Consider the following 16,833-nt stretch of genomic DNA (forward strand, 5'->3'; position numbering starts at 1 on the left):
GACAGCACAAAGAAAGGGCCGGCCGTGCGGCGACCCGGGAGATATGGATGAAAGTGGGATTCATGGGCCTGGGCGCAATGGGTGCGCCGATGGCGAGACACCTCCACGACGCCGGCCTGCTGGCGGTGGTCGGCAACCGGACCCAATCCAAGGCCGATACGCTGGCCGCCGAGCTCAAGGTGCGAGCCGCGCGCTCGGCCGACAACTTCGCCGACTGCGACGTGGTGGTGCTATGCGTGTCGCTGGACGCCGACGTGCTGGAGAACGCGGCGGCGCTCGCCCAGGTACTGAAGAACGGCGCGGTGGTGGTCGACCACTCCACCGTTTCGGTGCAGACCGCACGGCGGGTGGCGACGACCCTGGCCGAGCAGGGCATCGGCTTCATCGACGCGCCGGTATCGGGCGGGGTCGAGGGTGCGCGCAACGGCAAGCTGTCGGTGATGGCCGGTGGTGAGGCATCCACGCTGGAGCAGGTCCGCCCCGTGCTGGAGGCCTACGCGGCGCGCATCAGCCACATGGGCGATACGGGTGCCGGCCAGGCGACCAAGGCGGTCAACCAGGTGCTGGTGGCCGGCATCAACGAGGCGGTCTGCGAAGGCCTGGCGCTGGGCGAGAAGCTCGGGCTGGACCCGGAGCGGTTGTTGCCGACGCTGATGGCGGGCGCGGCGAGCAACTGGTTCCTCGACAAGCGCGGCGCCACGATGCTGCGCGGCGAGTTCACCCCGGGCTTCAAGAACGCGCACATGTTGAAGGACCTGCGCATCGTGCAGGCCGTCACCCGCGACAGCGGGCTGAGGTTGCCGGTGCTGGAGCAGGCCCTGGCCGACTATGCCGAGCTGGTGGAGAAGGGCCGCGGCGACGCCGACACCTCGGCGCTGATCACGCTCAAGCGCGGCTGAGTTCGTCTCCGGCGCTTACTGGACCTTGATCGCCATCGCCGGCAGCCCGCCGGCGTCCAGCTTGCGCTTGGCCTCGGCGAGGTCGCTGGCGGTGCCGTAAGGCCCCATGCGCACGCGGTAGATGGTCTTGCCATCGATCTGCGCCGACTCCACCCGTGCGCCGAGCCCGAGCAGGGCGATGCGCGCCTTCAACTCTTCGGCCTGGCCGGACGCCTGGAACGCCCCTGCCTGCAGCAGGTAGCGGCTGCCGTCGCCGACGCCTGCCGCGGTGGCGCGATTGCCGTCCGGCTGGGGCGCGGGGGTGGCGGGGGCACTGGCAGGCCGCGGTGCCGGTTCGGTCACCACGGGCGCGGGCAGGGCAAGGTCGGCGGCATCCTCGTTGCGCGAGCCGGCCGGGATGTCTCGCTCGGCCATGCGCTCGGCCTCGGCCCGCTGGGTCGCGGCCAATTCCTCGTCGCTCATGCGGACTTCCTTGCCCGGCAGCAGCGTGTAGAAGTCGTACTGCGGCTCTTCGTCCTCGACCGGTGCCGCTTGGCGCGGCTGGTCAGCGCGGGGCACCCCGAGGTCTTCCTCGCCACCGGCGACCGGCGCCGGCGTGGCATCCGGGTTCGGGCGGGGCCGGAAGAAGCCGTCGCCATCGGACTTCAGCAGCTTGGGCATGCCCATCACCACCGCGATGGTGAGCACGATGCCCAGCACCATCCAGGCCCAGCCGGGCAAACCGTTGTTGCCCTGGTTGCGCCTAGCCTGTGTCTTTCCGCGTCGTGCTGCCACTTACATCACCTCGGGCGCGCTCACGCCCAGCAATTCGAGACCGTTGGCGAGGACCTGCCGCGTCGCCGCGGCGAGAACCAGCCGGGCGTGCCGCTGGCTGGCGTCTTCCACCAGGAACTGGTGGTCGTTGTAATACGTCTGGAAGGTCTGTGCCAGCTCAAGCAGGTAGGCCGCGACCTGGTGCGGCTCGAGGTCCCGGCCGGCAGTTTCCACCACGTCGGGGTAGCGCAGCACCGCGGTGACCAGCTCGTGCGCGGCCTCGTCCTGGAGGTCGAGCGGCTGGGCGAGCCCGTCGGCGGCGTCGTAGCTCAGCCCGCGTTCGGCCAGCTGGCGCATCAGCCCGCACATGCGGGCGTGCGAGACCTGCACGTAATAGACCGGGTTGTCGAGCGACTGGCTGCGCGCCAGGTCGATGTCGAAGGTGAGCTGCGAGTCCGGCTTGCGCGCGATCAGGAACCAGCGGGTGGCGTCGCGGCCGGCCTCGTCGATCAGGTCGCGCAGGGTCAGGTAGCTGCCGGCGCGCTTGGACAGCTTCACTTCCTCGCCGCCGCGCATCACCGTCACCATCTGGTGCAGCACGTACTCGGGCCAGCCCTGGGGAATGCCCGCATCCAGTGCCTGCAGACCCGCCCGCACCCGCGCCAGGCTGCCGTGGTGGTCGGCGCCCAGCTCGGTGATCGCGCGCTCGTAGCCGCGCTGCCACTTGGACAGGTGGTAGGCCACGTCCGGCACGAAGTAGGTGTAGGTGCCGTCGGACTTGCGCATCACGCGGTCCTTGTCGTCACCGAAATCGGTGGTGCGCAGCCACAGCGCGCCGCCTTCCTCGTAGGTGTGGCCGTGGGCCACCAGCTCACGCACGGTCTCCTCCACCTTGCCGTCGTCGTACAGCGAGGACTCCAGGAAGTAGACGTCGAAGCCGACGCCGTAGGCTTCCAGGTCGTCGTTCTGCTCGCGGCGCAGCCAGGCGACGGCGAAGCGGCGGACGGCGTCGAGATCATCGGCGTCGCCGGCACCGGTGACGCTGTGGCCTTCGACCTCGACGGTGGCGCCATCGAGGTAGGCGCGGGCGACGTCCTTGATGTACTCGCCGCGGTAGCCGTCCTCGGGCCAGCCAGCGTCTTCCGGCGTGCGGCCCTGCGCGCGTGCCTGTACCGAGATGGCGAGGTTGTTGATCTGCGCGCCGGCGTCGTTGTAGTAGTACTCGCGCGCCACTTCCCAGCCGTTGGCGGCAAGTACGCGGGCGATGCAATCACCGATGACAGCAGCGCGGCCGTGGCCGACGTGCAGCGGCCCGGTCGGGTTGGCGGAGACGTATTCGACGCCGGCGTGGCGGCCATTCCCGGTGCGGTTGCGGCCGTAGCCATCGCCCTGCGACAGGACCTCGCCGAGCTGCCGGCGCCATGCGCCTTCCGCCACGTGGAAGTTGATGAAGCCCGGGCCGGCGATCTCCACCCGTGCGATGTCATCGCTCGCGGGCAGGGCGTCCACCAGTGCCTGCGCGATCGCGCGTGGGTTGGAGCGCGCCGGCTTGGCCAGCAGCATCGCCGCGTTGGTCGAGAAATCGCCCTGGGCACGGGTCTTGGGCCGCTCGATCACGAAATCAGCGGTCTGGAGGTCGGCCGGCAGGGTGCCATTGGCGCGCAGTGCGTCGACGGCCTGCGCGACCAGCGCGCGGATGGTGGCTTTCACGGGGATCCTGCGGATGGAGCGGAACCGGGCATTTTACTCGCTATGCGCGGCTGCGTCCGGGAGAGCGCGAACGGGTTCAGACCCAGCCGCGCGCGGCCAGCGACACCGGCGGGCCATCGGCGATGACGAAGTGGTCCAGCAGGCGCAGGTCGACCAGTGCCAGCGCCTGTTTCAGGCGCGCGGTAACGGCCCGGTCGGCGGCGCTGGGTTCGCGGTTGCCGCTGGGGTGGTTGTGCCCGACGATCACCGCCGCCGCGTTGTGGGCCAGGGCCCGGCGCACCACTTCGCGGGGGTGCACCTCGGTGCCGTCGAGCGTGCCGCGGAACAGCTCCTCGAAGGCCAGTGAGCGGTGCCGGGTATCCAGGAACATCACCGCGAACACTTCGTGCGGCAGCCCACGCAGGCGCTGGGCGAAATAGCGGCCGGCCGCCTGCGGATCGGTCATCGCCGCGCCACGTTCGAGGTCCGCCGAAAGGTGGCGATGGCCCAGTTCCAGCGCAGCGGAAATCGCGCAGGCGCGTGCCGGCCCCAGCCCGGGCAGCTCGGCCAATTGCCGGGGCGTCCGCTCCAGCAATGCCCGCAGCGGCCCGTGTGCTCCGAGCAGGTCGCGCGCCGTGCCGACGGCGTCGCGGCCGCGCAGGCCGGAGCCCAGGAAGATCGCCAGCAGCTCGGCATCGGACAGTGCGGAAGCACCGCGTGACAGCAGCTTCTCGCGAGGACGCTCGTCGACCGGCCAGTCCCGGATGTGCATGCCAAGGCTCCTGTAGCGGCCCTCCATGCTGGTGGCCGGGCGGGGTCGCTGCCACCAGCCGTGTCCACGGCATCGGGTAAGCTAAGCGTCGATTCCGGCGTCAGGAAAACCCCAAGGTGCCAGCCCTCCAGGACCAGAAGATCCTGCTGTGCGTATGTGGTGGCATCGCCGCCTACAAGGCCGCGGTGCTGGTCCGCAGGCTGGGGGACGCCGGGGCCTGCGTGCAGGTGGCCATGACCGACAACGCCCAGCGTTTCGTCGGCCCCGCCACCTTCCAGGCCCTGTCCGGCCTGCCGGTCCGCACTTCCCTGTGGGACGAGGCGGCCGAAGCGGCGATGGGGCACATCGAGCTGGCGCGCTGGCCGGACCGCATCGTCATCGCCCCGGCCACCGCCAACACCATTGCCCGGCTCGCACACGGCTTCGCGGACGACCTGGTCAGCACCCTATGCCTGGCGTCCGATGCGCCGGTTGCGATCGCCCCGGCGATGAACCGGCTGATGTGGGCCCACCCGGCCACCCGCGCCAACGTGGAGACGCTTCGCGGGCGCGGCGTGATGGTGCTCGGACCGGATTCGGGCGGACAGGCCTGCGGCGAGACCGGTGAAGGCCGGATGCTGGAGCCGGAGTCGATCGTTGCGGCCCTGGTGCGGGAGTCGGCGTGAGCGCGGCATCACTGTCCGGCCGTCGCATCCTGGTCAGTGCCGGGCCCACCTACGAAGACATCGACCCGGTGCGTTTCCTGGGCAATCGCAGCAGCGGCAAGATGGGTTTCGCCATCGCCGCCGCGGCTGCCCGGCGGGGTGCGCAGGTGCTGCTTGTAGCGGGCCCGGTGTCCCTGCCGACGCCCGAGGGCGTGGAACGCATCGACGTGCGTTCGGCCGCGGAGATGCACCGTGCGGTGATGGACGCGTTGCCCGTCGACGTCTACATCGGCGCGGCGGCCGTGGCCGACTTCACCCCGGCCCAGGTTGTCGGCGACAAGATCAAGAAGCGACCCGGCGAAGAAGGCCTGGTGCTGGAGCTGGTGCGCACCCGCGACATCCTCGCCGAGGTGGCCAGCCATGCGCGACGGCCGTCCCTGGTGATCGGCTTCGCCGCCGAGACCAGCCATGTCGAGGAGTACGCCCGCGGCAAGTTGGAGCGCAAGAAGCTTGACCTGATCTGCGCGAACCGTGTCGGCGTTCCGGGCAGCGGCTTCGAGTGCGATGACAATACGCTGCTGGTCTACGGGGCAGGGTTCGAGCAGGTGCTGGGGCCGGCCTCGAAAGCCGAGCTGGCCGACGCCCTGCTCGACCTGGTCGCAGCCCGCTGAGCCATCCCCGGTTGTACCTATCGCGGGGGCCCTCCCCGGGTGGCCCCGGCACGAACGGAGTCAACGATGCACCACACCCTCCAGCTCAAGATCCTCGACCCGCGCTTCGGTGGGCAATGGCCATTGCCGGCGTATGCCACCGCCGCCAGCGCCGGCCTTGACCTGCGCGCCGCACTGGACGAGTCCCTGGAACTGCAGCCCGGCGATACCGCGCTGGTGCCCTCCGGGCTGGCCATCCACCTGGGCGATCCCGGGTTGTGCGCGGTCATCCTTCCGCGCTCCGGGCTCGGCCACAAGCATGGCATCGTGCTGGGCAACGGCACCGGCCTGATCGACGCCGACTACCAGGGCCCGCTGATGATCAGCGTATGGCATCGGGGCAAGGAGCCTTTTACAGTGGAGCCGGGGGATCGGATCGCCCAGCTGGTCGTGCTGCCGATCGTGCGCGCGCAGCTGCAGGTGGTCGAAGGATTCGAAACCAGTGACCGCGGTTCCGGCGGCTTCGGCCACACCGGCGTACGTTGAGCGCGGGAAGCAGTGATCCGGGCGAGCAGTCCCGGTCGGGATATTCAGGGGAAGGTCGATGGTCGATTTGAAAATGGAACGCCCGCAGGTCTCGGTGGCGGAACTGAAGCCGCTGCTGACCGCGTTGGCGGTCGCCTTGCTGCTGCTGGCTGCGTGGATCGCGTGGGGCGTGTGGCAGCAGTACGACGACGGCGCGCGCCGGGAAGCGGTGCAGTCTGCGCGCGTCGGCGCCGTGGCCGCCGTCGAGGCGAACCTGTCGGAGGAGAAGGAACGTTTCGTCCAGCAGTTGGCCAATCCGCTGTTGCAGCGGGCGCTGGCCGAAAGCGACCTCGACCGTGCCGGTGCTCTGCTGCAGGGCGGGTGGCCGGGCGCCACCGACGGCGCCGTGGTGCCGCCGGAACTCGATGCCGCGTACGCCGCGTTGCCGGAAGCCGGATACGGGCGTGTTGCCACGCTCGAGACCGCACTGGTCCAGGACCGGCCGGTGGCGCGGGTGATCCAGGCCGCCGAAGGGCCGCGCCTGGCGGTTGCGGGCCCCGTCCGTCTCCAGGACCGGCTCGTCGGCGTCGGCATCGTGCACCTGCCGCTCAAGACGGTGGCGGGCCCGGTGGAGACCGCGCAGGTCGGGTCGAGCGCTTATCTCGCCCTGCGGCAGTCGGGGGCCAGCATCCTGGAGCGTGGCGACAGCAGCCTGGCGCGCGCCGCCGAGCGCATGGCCGTCCCGGTAGCCGACAGCGAGCTGCGCGTGGCCGCTGCGGTGCCCGCGGTGTCCGCGGCTCCCTTCGGGCTGGGAACCGTGGGCGGCGCCGTCGCCGTGGCGGTGCTTGTCCTGCTGGCGCTGCTCGCATTGCGCGCCCCGCAACTGGCGGCAGGTCGCCGCCGCGGCGATGACGCCGACGCAACAGCGCCCGAATTAACGTTGGAGGAATCTTCACGGCAGGACGTCCTGCAGAACGACGAGGAGCTTCCCCTGGACACCACGACCACTTCCGCAGCGGCCGGCACCAGTGCGGCCGGCAGCGCGGGCACCGGTATCGAGATCGACCGCGGCATCTTCCGCGCCTATGACATCCGCGGCATCGTCGGCCGCGACCTCTCACCCGCGGTCGCCGAACTCATCGGCCATGCCATCGGCACGGTGATGCACGAGCGCGACCAGCAACACGTGGTGGTCGGCCGCGACGGCCGCCTGTCGGGCCCCGAGCTGGTCGAGGGCCTCATCGCCGGACTGCGCAAGGCCGGTCGCGAGGTCGTCGACATCGGCATGGCGCCCACCCCGGTGATCTACTTCGGCGCCTATCACCTGCGCGCCGGCTCCTGCGTGTCGGTCACCGGCAGCCACAACCCGCCCGACTACAACGGCTTCAAGGTGGTGGTCGGCGGCGAGACGCTGTCGGGCGACGCCATCCTCGATCTCTACGCACGCATCGCCGACGACCGCCTTTACACCGCGCCGGTCGAGGGTGGCCTCGAGCAGCGCAACATCGACGAGGAGTACGTGCAGCGGATCGCTTCCGACATCCAGCTCGACCGGCCGCTCAAGGTGGTGGTGGACGCGGGCAACGGCGTGGCCGGCGAGATCGCACCGCGGGTGCTGGAGGCCATCGGCGCCGAGGTGGTGCCGCTGTACTGCGAGATCGACGGCACGTTCCCCAACCACCACCCGGATCCGAGCGAGGCGCACAACCTCGCCGACCTGATCCAGATGGTGGCGCACCTGGATGCCGACCTGGGCGTGGCCTTCGACGGCGACGGCGATCGCCTCGGCGTGGTGACGCGAGACGGCAACAACATCTACCCGGACCGGCTGCTGATGCTGTTCGCCGCCGACGTGCTGGAGCGCAACCCCGGCGCCCAGATCATCTTCGACGTGAAGTGCACCGGCCGGCTGCCCGGGCATGTGCTGCGCCATGGCGGCAGCCCACTGATGTGGAAGACCGGGCATTCGCTGATCAAGGCGAAGATGCGAGAGACCGGCGCCGAGCTGGCGGGCGAGATGAGCGGGCACTTCTTCTTCAAGGAGCGCTGGTTCGGCTTCGACGACGGCATCTATGCCGCCGCCCGCCTGCTGGAGATCCTGGCGGCCCAGGGCGGGCGCCCGAGCGACGTGCTCGACGCGCTGCCCGACGGCGTCGCCACCGCGGAGATCAAGGTGCCGGCACCCGGTGACAACCCGCATGCCTTCGTGGAGAAGTTCGTGGCCAGTGCCACCTTCGACGAAGCACGCCTGTCGACCATCGATGGCCTGCGCGTGGACTGGCCCGACGGCTGGGGACTGGTGCGTGCCTCGAACACGACGCCGGTGCTGGTGCTGCGTTTCGACGCCGACAACAACCAGGCGATGGCGCGCATCAAGGAGGCCTTCAGGGCCCAGTTGCTCGGCGTTGCGCCGGAGCTGGAACTGCCGTTCTGATACCGGTGGGCCGGGACCCGCGTCCCGGCCGTTCAGCCGCGCCCGTTGCTGTCGGTGGTCTTCAGCTCGCGGTAGCGCTCCAGCGCGGACGTCAGCTCCTCGTCCATCGCCTGCTGTTCCTGCAGCTGTTGCTCGAGGACTTCCTGCTGCTGCCTCAGGCTGTGGTGCTGGGCGAGGATCTGGTTACCCAGCGCCTTGCTCACCGGCTTGCCCGCCAGTTCGGTTTCGGCCGCGCGCTGCAGCAGGCTGAGCAGGCTGCGGCGCGCACCGTCGATGCCCAGCCTGGAGGTCTCGAGGCTGGAACGGATGAGTTCGATGCGGTGGTTGAAGGCGCGCTGCAGCTCGTCCTCGCTGGCGTAGGACTCGACCATGGCCAGCTCCCGCCTGATCTCCGCGGCGGCTTCGAGCGCGGCCAGCCGCTGCTGCTCGGCCAGCCGTGCCGCCTCGCTGCGCTCTTCATCGGTCAGGGCGCGGTCGACGCGGCGGGTCGGCATGCCGGAGGCGCTGAATTCGGTGCGGGCACTGTCGACCGCGGTTGCCGGAAGCGCGTCGCCGCAGACCTTGCTGCCATTCTCGTCCCAGCAGTAGATCTTCTTCTCGACGGTTTTCTGCTTCTGTGCGAAGGCTGGGATCGACGCGGCCAGCAGGCCGGTGCCGAGGACGAGGCTGATGGAGCGGAGGGTGGCGCTGTTCATGTGGGCCTGTTCCGTGACGCTGTCGCTATCAGGTACAGGTGACGCAAGAGTCGGGCCAAGCCGCGGTTACGCCGCCGCGCCCGGATCCTCGCTGCCGTAGGCGTCCCGGTAGGCCAGCAACTGCTCCCGGTGGGCCGCGAGTCCGGGGTGGTCGGCGGCCATGGCCAGCAGGTCGTCCAGGCTTGCGACGGCGACCACCGGCACGCGGTGCTCCTGTGCGACAGATTGTGCCGCCGAGCGTCGGCTGCGGGTGGGGTCGACCACTTCCTGCCGGTCCAGCGCGATCACGATGCCGGCCAGCTGGCCGCCAGCCCCCTCAATGATCGCCAACGCCTCGCGCACGGCGGTGCCGGCGGTCATGACGTCGTCCACCACCAGCACGCGGCGGCCTTCGAGCGGTGCGCCCATCAGATGCCCACCCTCTCCGTGGGCCTTGGCTTCCTTGCGGTTGAACGCCACCGGCAGGTCACGGCCGCGGCGGGCGTACTCGCAGGCGAGCGCGGTGGCCAGGGGGATGCCCTTGTAGGCGGGGCCGAACAGCAGGTCGAAATCGACGCCGGCGGCGTCGATCGCATCGGCGTAGCAACCCGCCAGGCCGGCCAGGGCCGCGCCGCTGTCGAACCGGCCGGCGTTGAAGAAGTACGGGCTGGTGCGCCCGGATTTCAACGTGAACTCGCCGAAACGCAGTGCCTCCGACTGGATGGCAAGCCTGAGGAATCGGGTTCGGTGGTCGGTCATGGTCGGGTCCGGGTTCGCGGTTGGCCCCAGCGGCGAACGGGGGCTGGATGGAGGGATGCATGATAGGCCAGCGCCGCCGTGGCCGGCCCGACCGGCGGGGCCGTTGCTATGATCGCCGGACCCCCATGCAGGACCGTCCATGCGGATCATCAGCTTCAACGCCAACGGCCTCCGCTCCGCGGCCAGGAAAGGATTCTTCGAATGGTTCCGTGACCAGGACGCCGACGTGCTTTGCGTGCAGGAAACCAAGGCGCAGGAACACCAGCTCGCCGGCCCCGAGTTCCTGCCCGAGGGCTATCGCGCCTTCTTCCGCGACGCGACCACCAAGAAGGGTTACAGCGGGGTCGCCATCTACACCCGGCGGGAACCGGACGAAGTCCGTACGGCCATGGGCTGGGAGCCGTTCGACGAAGAAGGCCGCTACATCGAAGCGCGCTTTGGCAACCTCAGCGTGGTCTCGTTCTATATCCCGTCCGGCTCGTCGGGCGAACTGCGGCAGGGCTTCAAGTTCGAAGTAATGGACTGGCTGCGCCCGCAGCTGCAGGAATGGCTGGCCAGCGGCCGCGACTACGTGTTGTGCGGCGACTGGAACATCGTGCGCAGCGCGCTCGACATCCGCAACTGGAAGTCGAACCAGAAGAACTCCGGCTGCCTGCCGCCGGAGCGCGACTGGCTCAACGGCCTGTGCGGCGAAGGCGGGGATGGCGGGCCCTGCTGGGTCGACACCTATCGCGCACTGAACCCGGAGGCGCAGGACTACACCTGGTGGAGCAATCGGGGCGCCGCCTATGCGAAGGATGTCGGCTGGCGGCTGGACTACCAGTTCGTGACGCCCGGGCTGGCCGAGCGCCTGCGCGGCTGCTCGATCCTGCGTGAGCCGCGGTTCTCCGACCATGCCCCGTACACCGTCGACTATGACCTCTGACACGACGGCCGTAGCGCCCGCGGCCCGGCCGGGCTGGCGGCAGGTGGTGGGCCGGCTGGGGCAGCCCAAGGTCGCGGTGATGCTGCTGTTGGGCTTCGCCTCGGGCCTGCCGTTCATGCTGGTCGGCAACACCATGGGCTTCTGGCTGCGCGAGGGCGGCATCGAGCTGTCGGCGATCGGCTTCCTGTCCTGGGTCGGCCTGGCCTATTCGCTCAAGTTCCTGTGGGCACCGGTGGTGGACAAGGTCGATGCGCCACTGCTGGGCCGCTGGCTCGGCCGCCGCCGGGGGTGGATGGCGCTGTCGCAGATCACCGTGATCCTGGCGCTGGCCGGGATGGCGATCGTAAAGCCCGAGGGCGGCCTCATGGCCTTCGCCGTGATGGCGCTGGTTGCGGCCTTCGCGTCGGCGACCCAGGACATCGTGATCGACGCTTGGCGGATCGAGAGCTCCAACAACGGCGAGGAGCTGGCGCTACTCAGCGCCGGCTATCAGCTGGGCTACCGTGCCGCGCTGCTGGTCACCGACGCGTTGATCCTGATCCTGGCGGCCTATATCGGATGGTCGATTTCCTACCAGGCGATGGCCATGGCGATGGGACTCGGCCTGCTGGCCACGTTCCTGGCGCGCGAGCCCGCGGCCGCGCTGCGGGCGGCAACCACGCATGGTTCGCTGATGACCGGGCGGGGATTGTTCGATGCCGTGGCCGGTCCGTTCATCGCCTTCTTCAAGCAGCACGGCAGCTGGGCGTTGCTGATGCTGCTGACCATCAGCCTGTACCGGCTGCCCGACTTCGTGATGGGTCCGATGGCCAATCCGTTCTATGCCGACTTGGGCATCGACAAGGAGACGGTGGGCGCGGTGCGCGGTTCGATCGGGCTGTTCGCCTCGCTGGGCGGGATCGCCGCGGCCGGGCTGTTCGCGGTGAGGTTCGGCTTCGTCGCCACGCTGCTGATGGGCGCGATCCTCGGCCCGGGCTCCAACCTGGCCTTCGCGTACCTGGCCCACCACGGCGCCGACGCCACCGTCTTCAGCATCGCGATGGTGATCGACAACTTCTCCACCGGTTTCGCCGGCGTGGCACTGGTCGGCTACATGTCCAGCCTCACCAACGTCGGTTACACGGCCACCCAGTACGCCCTGCTGAGTTCTTTCTACGCGTTGTTGGGCAAGGTGCTCAAAGGCATGTCTGGCGTGGCGGTCGAATCCCTTGAGGTCGGCCGCACCTTGCTGGACGCCTATGCGCTGTTCTTCGTGGGGACGGCACTGCTCGGCTTGCCCGCGCTATTGTTGTGCCTGTTGCTGGTCATGCGCAGGCCCCCGGCCGCACCGGTCGCCGAAGCCCCTGGCAGCGCGTAAACTCCGGGATGCAGGGGAGGAGAGGGAGACATGAGCGAAAACCTGCTGTTGGAGGTGGACTCGCTGCTGTTGGAGCGGATCCGGCGATATGCGAAAGCGTCCGGTCGCACCGAGCGCGAGGCCATCGGGCACCTGCTCGAGCACGGCCTGTTTGCCTGCGAGGCCGAAATGAAGGCGCGCTTCGATGACTCCGATGCCGACGCCCTCAAGGCGGCGATCGCAGCGCTGGAGTCGATCCAGGACGATCCGGGCTTCTCGTTGATCGGGCGGGCAAAATCGGATGGTGCCGAGGCACCGGTTCCGGCCGGACGTCACGCCGCCGGGTAGACCACGCCCAGTACCCGCAGGCCACGCGCTCCGGTGACGCTGGGCAGGTTGCCCGGCAGCCCGAGCAGCGTCTGGCGGGCGAGCCAGGCGAAGCCCATGGCTTCGACGAAATCCGGGTCCAGCCCGTGCCCTGCGGTCGATTCGATCGAGGCATCCGGCAGGCGTGCCTGGATACGGGAGATCAGCAACGGGTTGTGCACGCCGCCACCGCAGGCAAGCACCCGGCGGGTGGTCGGCTGATGCGCCAGCAGTGCATCGGCGACGGTTGCCGCGGTCAGCTCCAGCAACGTGGCCTGCACGTCCTCCGGCCGTTCGTTGCCTCCCAGGTGGGTGCGCAGCCATTCCAGATGGAACTGCTCCCGCCCGGTGCTCTTGGGTGGCGGTAGCCGGAACCACGGGTCGCTGCGCATCCGCTCCAGCAGCGCATGGTCGGGCTGGCCCGAGGCGGCGAAGGCGCCTCCGGCATCGTAGGCGACGCCGCGGTGGATCGCGCACCACGCATCGAGCAGCGCGTTGGCGGGGCCGGTGTCGAAACCGCGGACCTCGCCCTGAGCCGGAAGCAGCGTGAAGTTGGCGATGCCGCCGAGGTTGAGTACCGCCCGGTCCTCGTCGTGCGAGCGCAGGACCGCGGCGTGCAGCGCCGGCAGCAGGGGCGCGCCGTGGCCGCCAGCCGCGACGTCACGCCGCCGGAAATCCGCGACGGTGGCGATGCCACTACGTTCGGCGATGACGTTGCCGTCGCCGATCTGCCATGTAAACGGGTGGCGCTGGTCTCCCGCGGCTCCGGCGGGGCGATGGCGCACGGTCTGGCCATGCGAGCCGATCGCCCGGATGGCACTGGCGCCCAGGCCTGCGTCTTCCAGCAGTGCCAGCGCGGCGTCGGCGAAGGCCTCGGCGACGCGCACATCGAGCGTGGCCAGTTCTTCGAGCGAGTGCGCGGCACCGCCCTGGCCAAGCTCGACCAGGCGTGCGCGGACCAAAGGATCCCAGGGATAAGTGTGGCCGAGCCGAAGGATGCAGCCGCCATCGGCGACGAACTCCACCAGCGCCGCATCGATGCCATCGGCGCTGGTCCCGGACATCAGACCGACATAGAGCTCTGCCGGCGCCCCGGGTTGTACTGCCATGTCAGGCCTTCTTGTCGACCTTGCTGGTCTTGGCCGGCTCGGACTCGGCCTGCGCGTAGCGGACCTGCTCGACCTGCTGCATGCGTGCCACCACCGGTGCGGTACTGGCCTGGAAGGCGACGAGCGCCGCGCCCTTGAGCGGCTCCGGCGGCGGCATGGTGACCGTCAGCGGATTGCGGTGCACGCCGTTGATGCGGAATTCGTAGTGCAGGTGCGGGCCGGTCACCAGCCCGGAGGCGCCGACGTAGCCGATCACCGTGCCCTGCTTGATAGTGGCGCCGGGCTTGTACTTGCCGAAGCGCGACATGTGCGCGTAGAGCGTGGTGTAGCCCTTGCCGTGGTCCAGCACGACGGTGCGCCCGTAGCCGCCCTTCCATCCAACGAAGGAGACGCGGGCATCGCCGGCGGCGTGGATCGGGGTACCGGTGCCGGCGCCGTAGTCGACACCCTGGTGCGCGCGGGTGCGGCCGAGCACGGGGTGCTTGCGCGCCTTGCTGAAGCCCGAGGTGATGCGCGCGTACGGGATCGGCATGCGGATGAAGGCCTTCTTCAGCGGCCGGCCGTCGGCGGTGTAGTAGCCGACCTTGCCGTCATGCTCGAAACGGAAACCCGAATAGGTCTTGCCGCCGGTGGTGAACGTGGCAGCGGCGATGTTGCCGGTGCCGATGCGCTCGCCTTCGCGCCAGGTCTCTTCATAGACGACGCTGAAGCGGTCGCCTTTCTGGGCGTGGCTGAAATCGATGTCGTACTGGAAGATCTCATCGGTCATCGTCGAGATCGCGGCGGGCGAGAGCCCCGCCTTGCGCGCGGCCGCGTACAGCGAGCTGCTGATCTCGCCGGTGGTCACCACCGTGCGGGTCTGGCTCGGGCGTTCGATGACGGTTTCGGAGATGGCGTCCCCGGTGATCGCAAGTTCCACCCGGTGGGTGTCGTCGCGGTCGAAACGGAAGGCACGCAGCCCGCCGGTGGCGGGGATGTCGAACGCCAGCTCGGTGCCCGGCCGCAGCCGGCTCAGCGCATCCCTGGCACCCGGATGTTCCAGGATGCGGTACATGGTGCTTGCCGGGACGTCGAGTTGCCCGAAGATCTCGCCCAGGGTCTGGCCGCTCTGCACGCGCACGATCTGCCAGCTGTCGAACGCCTCGGCCTGCTTGCTGCGGGCCGGCAGCGGAGGCAGCGGCAACGTCATCGATTGCCGGGGTATCGCGCCTGCACCGGTTTCCAGATGGTCGAAACCGGGGACGATGGCGGCGACGAGCATGCCGACGGTGGCGAACAGGCTGGCCTGCACCCACTGTCGTCGCGACCAGCGGCCGTTGAACCCGTCGGACAACTGTCGTGCCAGCACCGGGCGGTGCAGGGCGGCTTCGCGGAGCTGTTTCAGGTGTTCGCGCCGCGCAGGCCCGGACTTCGGTGATGTCATTCGTGGTCTCTCCCGGCGCGCGGATGTGAAAGCGGCGTCGCGGGGTTACCATAGTCACGCGAGAAGTACGCGTCAAACCCTTGAGCTGAATGGAATTTTTACGTTTGGCGGGAAACGCGACACAGTTATCTTTTCTTCACGACGGCCGTCGCCAAGTGCTTCGCCCGTTCTGCTGCGAGCACGCCCTTTGTCCGACCTGACGAACGCCACGCCTACCACTTCCATCGACTCTGCCCTTGAGCTGATCGGCCGCGGCGCCGACGAGATCCTCAAGCGCGACGAACTGGTCGCCCGCCTGCAGCTGGGCCGGCCCCTGCGCATCAAGGCCGGCTTCGACCCGACGGCGCCGGACCTGCACCTGGGTCACACCGTACTGTTGAACAAGCTGCGTCAGTTCCAGGACCTCGGCCACCAGGTGATCTTCCTGATCGGCGATTTCACCGGAATGATCGGCGACCCGTCCGGCAAGAGCGCCACCCGCAAGCCGCTGACCCGCGAGCAGGTGCTGGCGAACGCCGACACCTATGCCCAGCAGGTGTTCAAGGTGCTGGATCGCGACCGCACCGAGGTCCGGTTCAATTCCGAGTGGTTCGGGAAGATGTCCGCCGCCGACATGATCCGGCTGGCGGGCCAGCACACCGTGGCCCGCATGCTCGAACGCGACGACTTCGCCAAGCGCCATGCAGCGCAGCAGCCGATCGCGATCCACGAGTTCCTCTATCCGCTGGTGCAGGGGCACGATTCGGTGGCGTTGCAGGCGGACGTCGAGCTCGGCGGAACCGACCAGAAGTTCAACCTGCTGATGGGCCGCGGCCTGCAGGAGGCCGCCGGGCAGGCGCCGCAGGTGGTGTTGACCATGCCGTTGCTGGAAGGCATCGACGGCGTCCACAAGATGAGCAAGTCACTCGGCAACTACATCGGCATCGACGAGGCGCCCATCGACATGGTCACCAAGGCCATGAAGATCGACGACGCTCTGATGTGGCGCTGGATCGAACTGCTGAGTTTCGAGATCGGCATGGACGAGGTGCCGGGCCTCAGGCGTGACATCGAAAGCGGCGCGCTCAATCCCCGCGACCTCAAGCTGCGGCTGGCGCGGGAGCTCACCGCGCGTTTCCATGGTGCCGACGCCGCCGACCGTGCGGTTGCAGGGTGGAACGCCGCCGTGCGCGGACAGGGCGACACCTCCCAGTTGCCGCTCAACGACGTGGCGGTGCCGGCCGAGGGCCTGCGGATTGCCGCGCTGCTGACGGCGGCCGGGCTGACGCCGAGCAATTCCGAGGCGAACCGCAAGCTCAAGGAGCGGGCGGTACGGATCGACGGCGAGGTCCTGGAGGACCTACAGCGGGTACTCGTTCCGGGGTTTGAGGGCGTCCTGCAAGTCGGCAAGCGCACGTTCGCACGCGTGCGGCTGGTGCAGGGCTGAACGTCGCGCTCATCACCGCCGCAACAACGCAAAAAATTTCGTCGATCCCCCTTCCCAATCCGTCACAAGGCGTGCACAATGCGCGGCCCGCCACGGAGCAGTCGGCCACGGCGGGGATCGGCAGGAAAAAGTGGAAGTTGAGGTGTTGACGGCCACGAAATCTGCTGTATGATGTGCGGCTCACTCGGGCACTTCGGTGACGGGTACGGGATCAGGCGCTGAGGCCGGTTCCAAGGATCTTTGACAGTGTGCGCAGGTGACTTGTGCGGACGTCTGGCGGGTGGATGGTTGTCCATCGCAGATGTTCGACACAGTCCAAATGAATCAAGAACAAGCATCGCAAGATGCGCGTGAAGAGTAATTTGGGCTGGGACGACACTGCACTCAAAGCATTGGCGAGGACTTCGGTCCGAGCCGGAAACTTCAAGTGAAGAGTTTGATCCTGGCTC

Annotated in this window: 14 protein-coding genes and 1 pseudogene; 8 read left to right on the forward strand and 7 right to left on the reverse strand. The window is 68.9% G+C overall.

Annotation, left to right across the window (positions count from 1 at the left end; translation table 11 throughout):
- Positions 1 to 47: 47 nt before the first annotated feature.
- The gene (locus B5D37_RS07780) at positions 48 to 899 is read left to right on the forward strand and encodes an NAD(P)-dependent oxidoreductase (protein WP_078758155.1); all 852 of its coding nucleotides are present in this window, start codon (positions 48 to 50) and stop codon (positions 897 to 899) included.
- A 15-nt stretch (positions 900 to 914) separates the two neighbouring features.
- On the opposite strand, the gene B5D37_RS07785 is transcribed toward B5D37_RS07780, so the two are convergent.
- From B5D37_RS07785 to radC, 3 genes are all read right to left on the reverse strand, one after another.
- Positions 915 to 1,673, reverse strand: a complete 759-nt coding sequence (locus B5D37_RS07785; RefSeq protein ID WP_078758156.1) for an SPOR domain-containing protein — start codon at positions 1,671 to 1,673, stop codon at positions 915 to 917.
- Positions 1,674 to 3,362: an arginine--tRNA ligase gene (argS, locus tag B5D37_RS07790; protein ID WP_078758157.1), complete on the reverse strand. Its 1,689-nt coding sequence runs from the start codon at positions 3,360 to 3,362 to the stop codon at positions 1,674 to 1,676.
- 76 nt (positions 3,363 to 3,438) lie between these two features.
- On the reverse strand, positions 3,439 to 4,113 hold the full coding sequence (gene radC, locus B5D37_RS07795; protein WP_078758158.1) for a RadC family protein: 675 nt from the start codon (positions 4,111 to 4,113) through the stop codon (positions 3,439 to 3,441).
- Positions 4,114 to 4,229: 116 nt separating this feature from the next.
- Here radC and coaBC point away from each other — a divergent pair.
- The 3 genes and pseudogenes from coaBC (at position 4,230) to B5D37_RS07810 (ending at position 8,366) form a co-directional block, all read left to right on the forward strand.
- A pseudogene (coaBC, locus tag B5D37_RS07800) lies at positions 4,230 to 5,428 on the forward strand (bifunctional phosphopantothenoylcysteine decarboxylase/phosphopantothenate--cysteine ligase CoaBC).
- A gap of 66 nt (positions 5,429 to 5,494) precedes the next feature.
- Positions 5,495 to 5,953 (forward strand): dUTP diphosphatase, encoded by a 459-nt coding sequence (dut, locus tag B5D37_RS07805; RefSeq protein ID WP_078758159.1) that lies wholly within the window; start codon positions 5,495 to 5,497, stop codon positions 5,951 to 5,953.
- A gap of 58 nt (positions 5,954 to 6,011) precedes the next feature.
- The gene (locus B5D37_RS07810) at positions 6,012 to 8,366 is read left to right on the forward strand and encodes a phosphomannomutase/phosphoglucomutase (protein ID WP_234987750.1); all 2,355 of its coding nucleotides are present in this window, start codon (positions 6,012 to 6,014) and stop codon (positions 8,364 to 8,366) included.
- 32 nt (positions 8,367 to 8,398) lie between these two features.
- Here the strand turns inward: B5D37_RS07810 and B5D37_RS07815 are convergent, their stop codons facing one another.
- Entirely contained in the window at positions 8,399 to 9,061 is a 663-nt protein-coding gene (locus tag B5D37_RS07815) for a hypothetical protein (RefSeq protein ID WP_078758160.1), read from the reverse strand.
- A gap of 66 nt (positions 9,062 to 9,127) precedes the next feature.
- Positions 9,128 to 9,799, reverse strand: coding sequence for an orotate phosphoribosyltransferase (gene pyrE / locus B5D37_RS07820; RefSeq protein ID WP_078758161.1), 672 nt, complete (start codon positions 9,797 to 9,799; stop codon positions 9,128 to 9,130).
- A gap of 139 nt (positions 9,800 to 9,938) precedes the next feature.
- Here pyrE and B5D37_RS07825 point away from each other — a divergent pair, with 139 nt between their 5' ends.
- From B5D37_RS07825 to B5D37_RS07835, 3 genes are read left to right on the forward strand one after another with little or no spacing between them, the layout of a single operon-like run.
- Positions 9,939 to 10,724 (forward strand): exodeoxyribonuclease III, encoded by a 786-nt coding sequence (locus B5D37_RS07825; RefSeq protein WP_078758162.1) that lies wholly within the window; start codon positions 9,939 to 9,941, stop codon positions 10,722 to 10,724.
- On the forward strand, positions 10,714 to 12,081 hold the full coding sequence (locus B5D37_RS07830; protein WP_078758163.1) for an AmpG family muropeptide MFS transporter: 1,368 nt from the start codon (positions 10,714 to 10,716) through the stop codon (positions 12,079 to 12,081). The genes B5D37_RS07825 and B5D37_RS07830 overlap by 11 nt, the downstream gene beginning before the upstream one ends.
- A 30-nt stretch (positions 12,082 to 12,111) precedes the next feature.
- Positions 12,112 to 12,408, forward strand: a complete 297-nt coding sequence (locus B5D37_RS07835; RefSeq protein WP_078758164.1) for a hypothetical protein — start codon at positions 12,112 to 12,114, stop codon at positions 12,406 to 12,408.
- On the opposite strand, the gene B5D37_RS07840 is transcribed toward B5D37_RS07835, so the two are convergent.
- Positions 12,393 to 13,535 (reverse strand): anhydro-N-acetylmuramic acid kinase, encoded by a 1,143-nt coding sequence (locus B5D37_RS07840; protein ID WP_078758165.1) that lies wholly within the window; start codon positions 13,533 to 13,535, stop codon positions 12,393 to 12,395. The two genes, B5D37_RS07835 and B5D37_RS07840, sit on opposite strands and share 16 nt — an antisense overlap.
- Position 13,536: 1 nt before the next feature.
- Positions 13,537 to 14,958: a peptidoglycan DD-metalloendopeptidase family protein gene (locus B5D37_RS07845; RefSeq protein WP_078758166.1), complete on the reverse strand. Its 1,422-nt coding sequence runs from the start codon at positions 14,956 to 14,958 to the stop codon at positions 13,537 to 13,539.
- 196 nt (positions 14,959 to 15,154) lie between these two features.
- On the opposite strand from B5D37_RS07845, the gene tyrS reads away from it, so the two are divergent.
- Complete coding sequence (gene tyrS / locus B5D37_RS07850) at positions 15,155 to 16,384, forward strand: tyrosine--tRNA ligase (protein WP_078758182.1); 1,230 nt, start codon at positions 15,155 to 15,157, stop codon at positions 16,382 to 16,384.
- Positions 16,385 to 16,833 lie beyond the last annotated feature (449 nt).

The organism is Lysobacter spongiicola DSM 21749, from assembly GCF_900167055.1.
Taxonomy (GTDB): Bacteria; Pseudomonadota; Gammaproteobacteria; order Xanthomonadales; family Xanthomonadaceae; genus Novilysobacter; species Novilysobacter spongiicola.

Bases quoted from the DNA above. Each gene is read 5' to 3' on its own strand.
- radC (WP_078758158.1), bottom strand. From the start codon at position 4,113: ATGCACATCCGGGACTGGCCGGTCGACGAGCGTCCTCGCGAGAAGCTG.
- B5D37_RS07810 (WP_234987750.1), top strand. From the start codon at position 6,012: ATGGTCGATTTGAAAATGGAACGCCCGCAGGTCTCGGTGGCGGAACTG.
- B5D37_RS07830 (WP_078758163.1), top strand. From the start codon at position 10,714: ATGACCTCTGACACGACGGCCGTAGCGCCCGCGGCCCGGCCGGGCTGG.
- B5D37_RS07815 (WP_078758160.1), bottom strand. From the start codon at position 9,061: ATGAACAGCGCCACCCTCCGCTCCATCAGCCTCGTCCTCGGCACCGGC.
- pyrE (WP_078758161.1), bottom strand. From the start codon at position 9,799: ATGACCGACCACCGAACCCGATTCCTCAGGCTTGCCATCCAGTCGGAG.
- B5D37_RS07845 (WP_078758166.1), bottom strand. From the start codon at position 14,958: ATGACATCACCGAAGTCCGGGCCTGCGCGGCGCGAACACCTGAAACAG.
- B5D37_RS07825 (WP_078758162.1), top strand. From the start codon at position 9,939: ATGCGGATCATCAGCTTCAACGCCAACGGCCTCCGCTCCGCGGCCAGG.
- B5D37_RS07840 (WP_078758165.1), bottom strand. From the start codon at position 13,535: ATGGCAGTACAACCCGGGGCGCCGGCAGAGCTCTATGTCGGTCTGATG.
- B5D37_RS07835 (WP_078758164.1), top strand. From the start codon at position 12,112: ATGAGCGAAAACCTGCTGTTGGAGGTGGACTCGCTGCTGTTGGAGCGG.
- dut (WP_078758159.1), top strand. From the start codon at position 5,495: ATGCACCACACCCTCCAGCTCAAGATCCTCGACCCGCGCTTCGGTGGG.
- B5D37_RS07780 (WP_078758155.1), top strand. From the start codon at position 48: ATGAAAGTGGGATTCATGGGCCTGGGCGCAATGGGTGCGCCGATGGCG.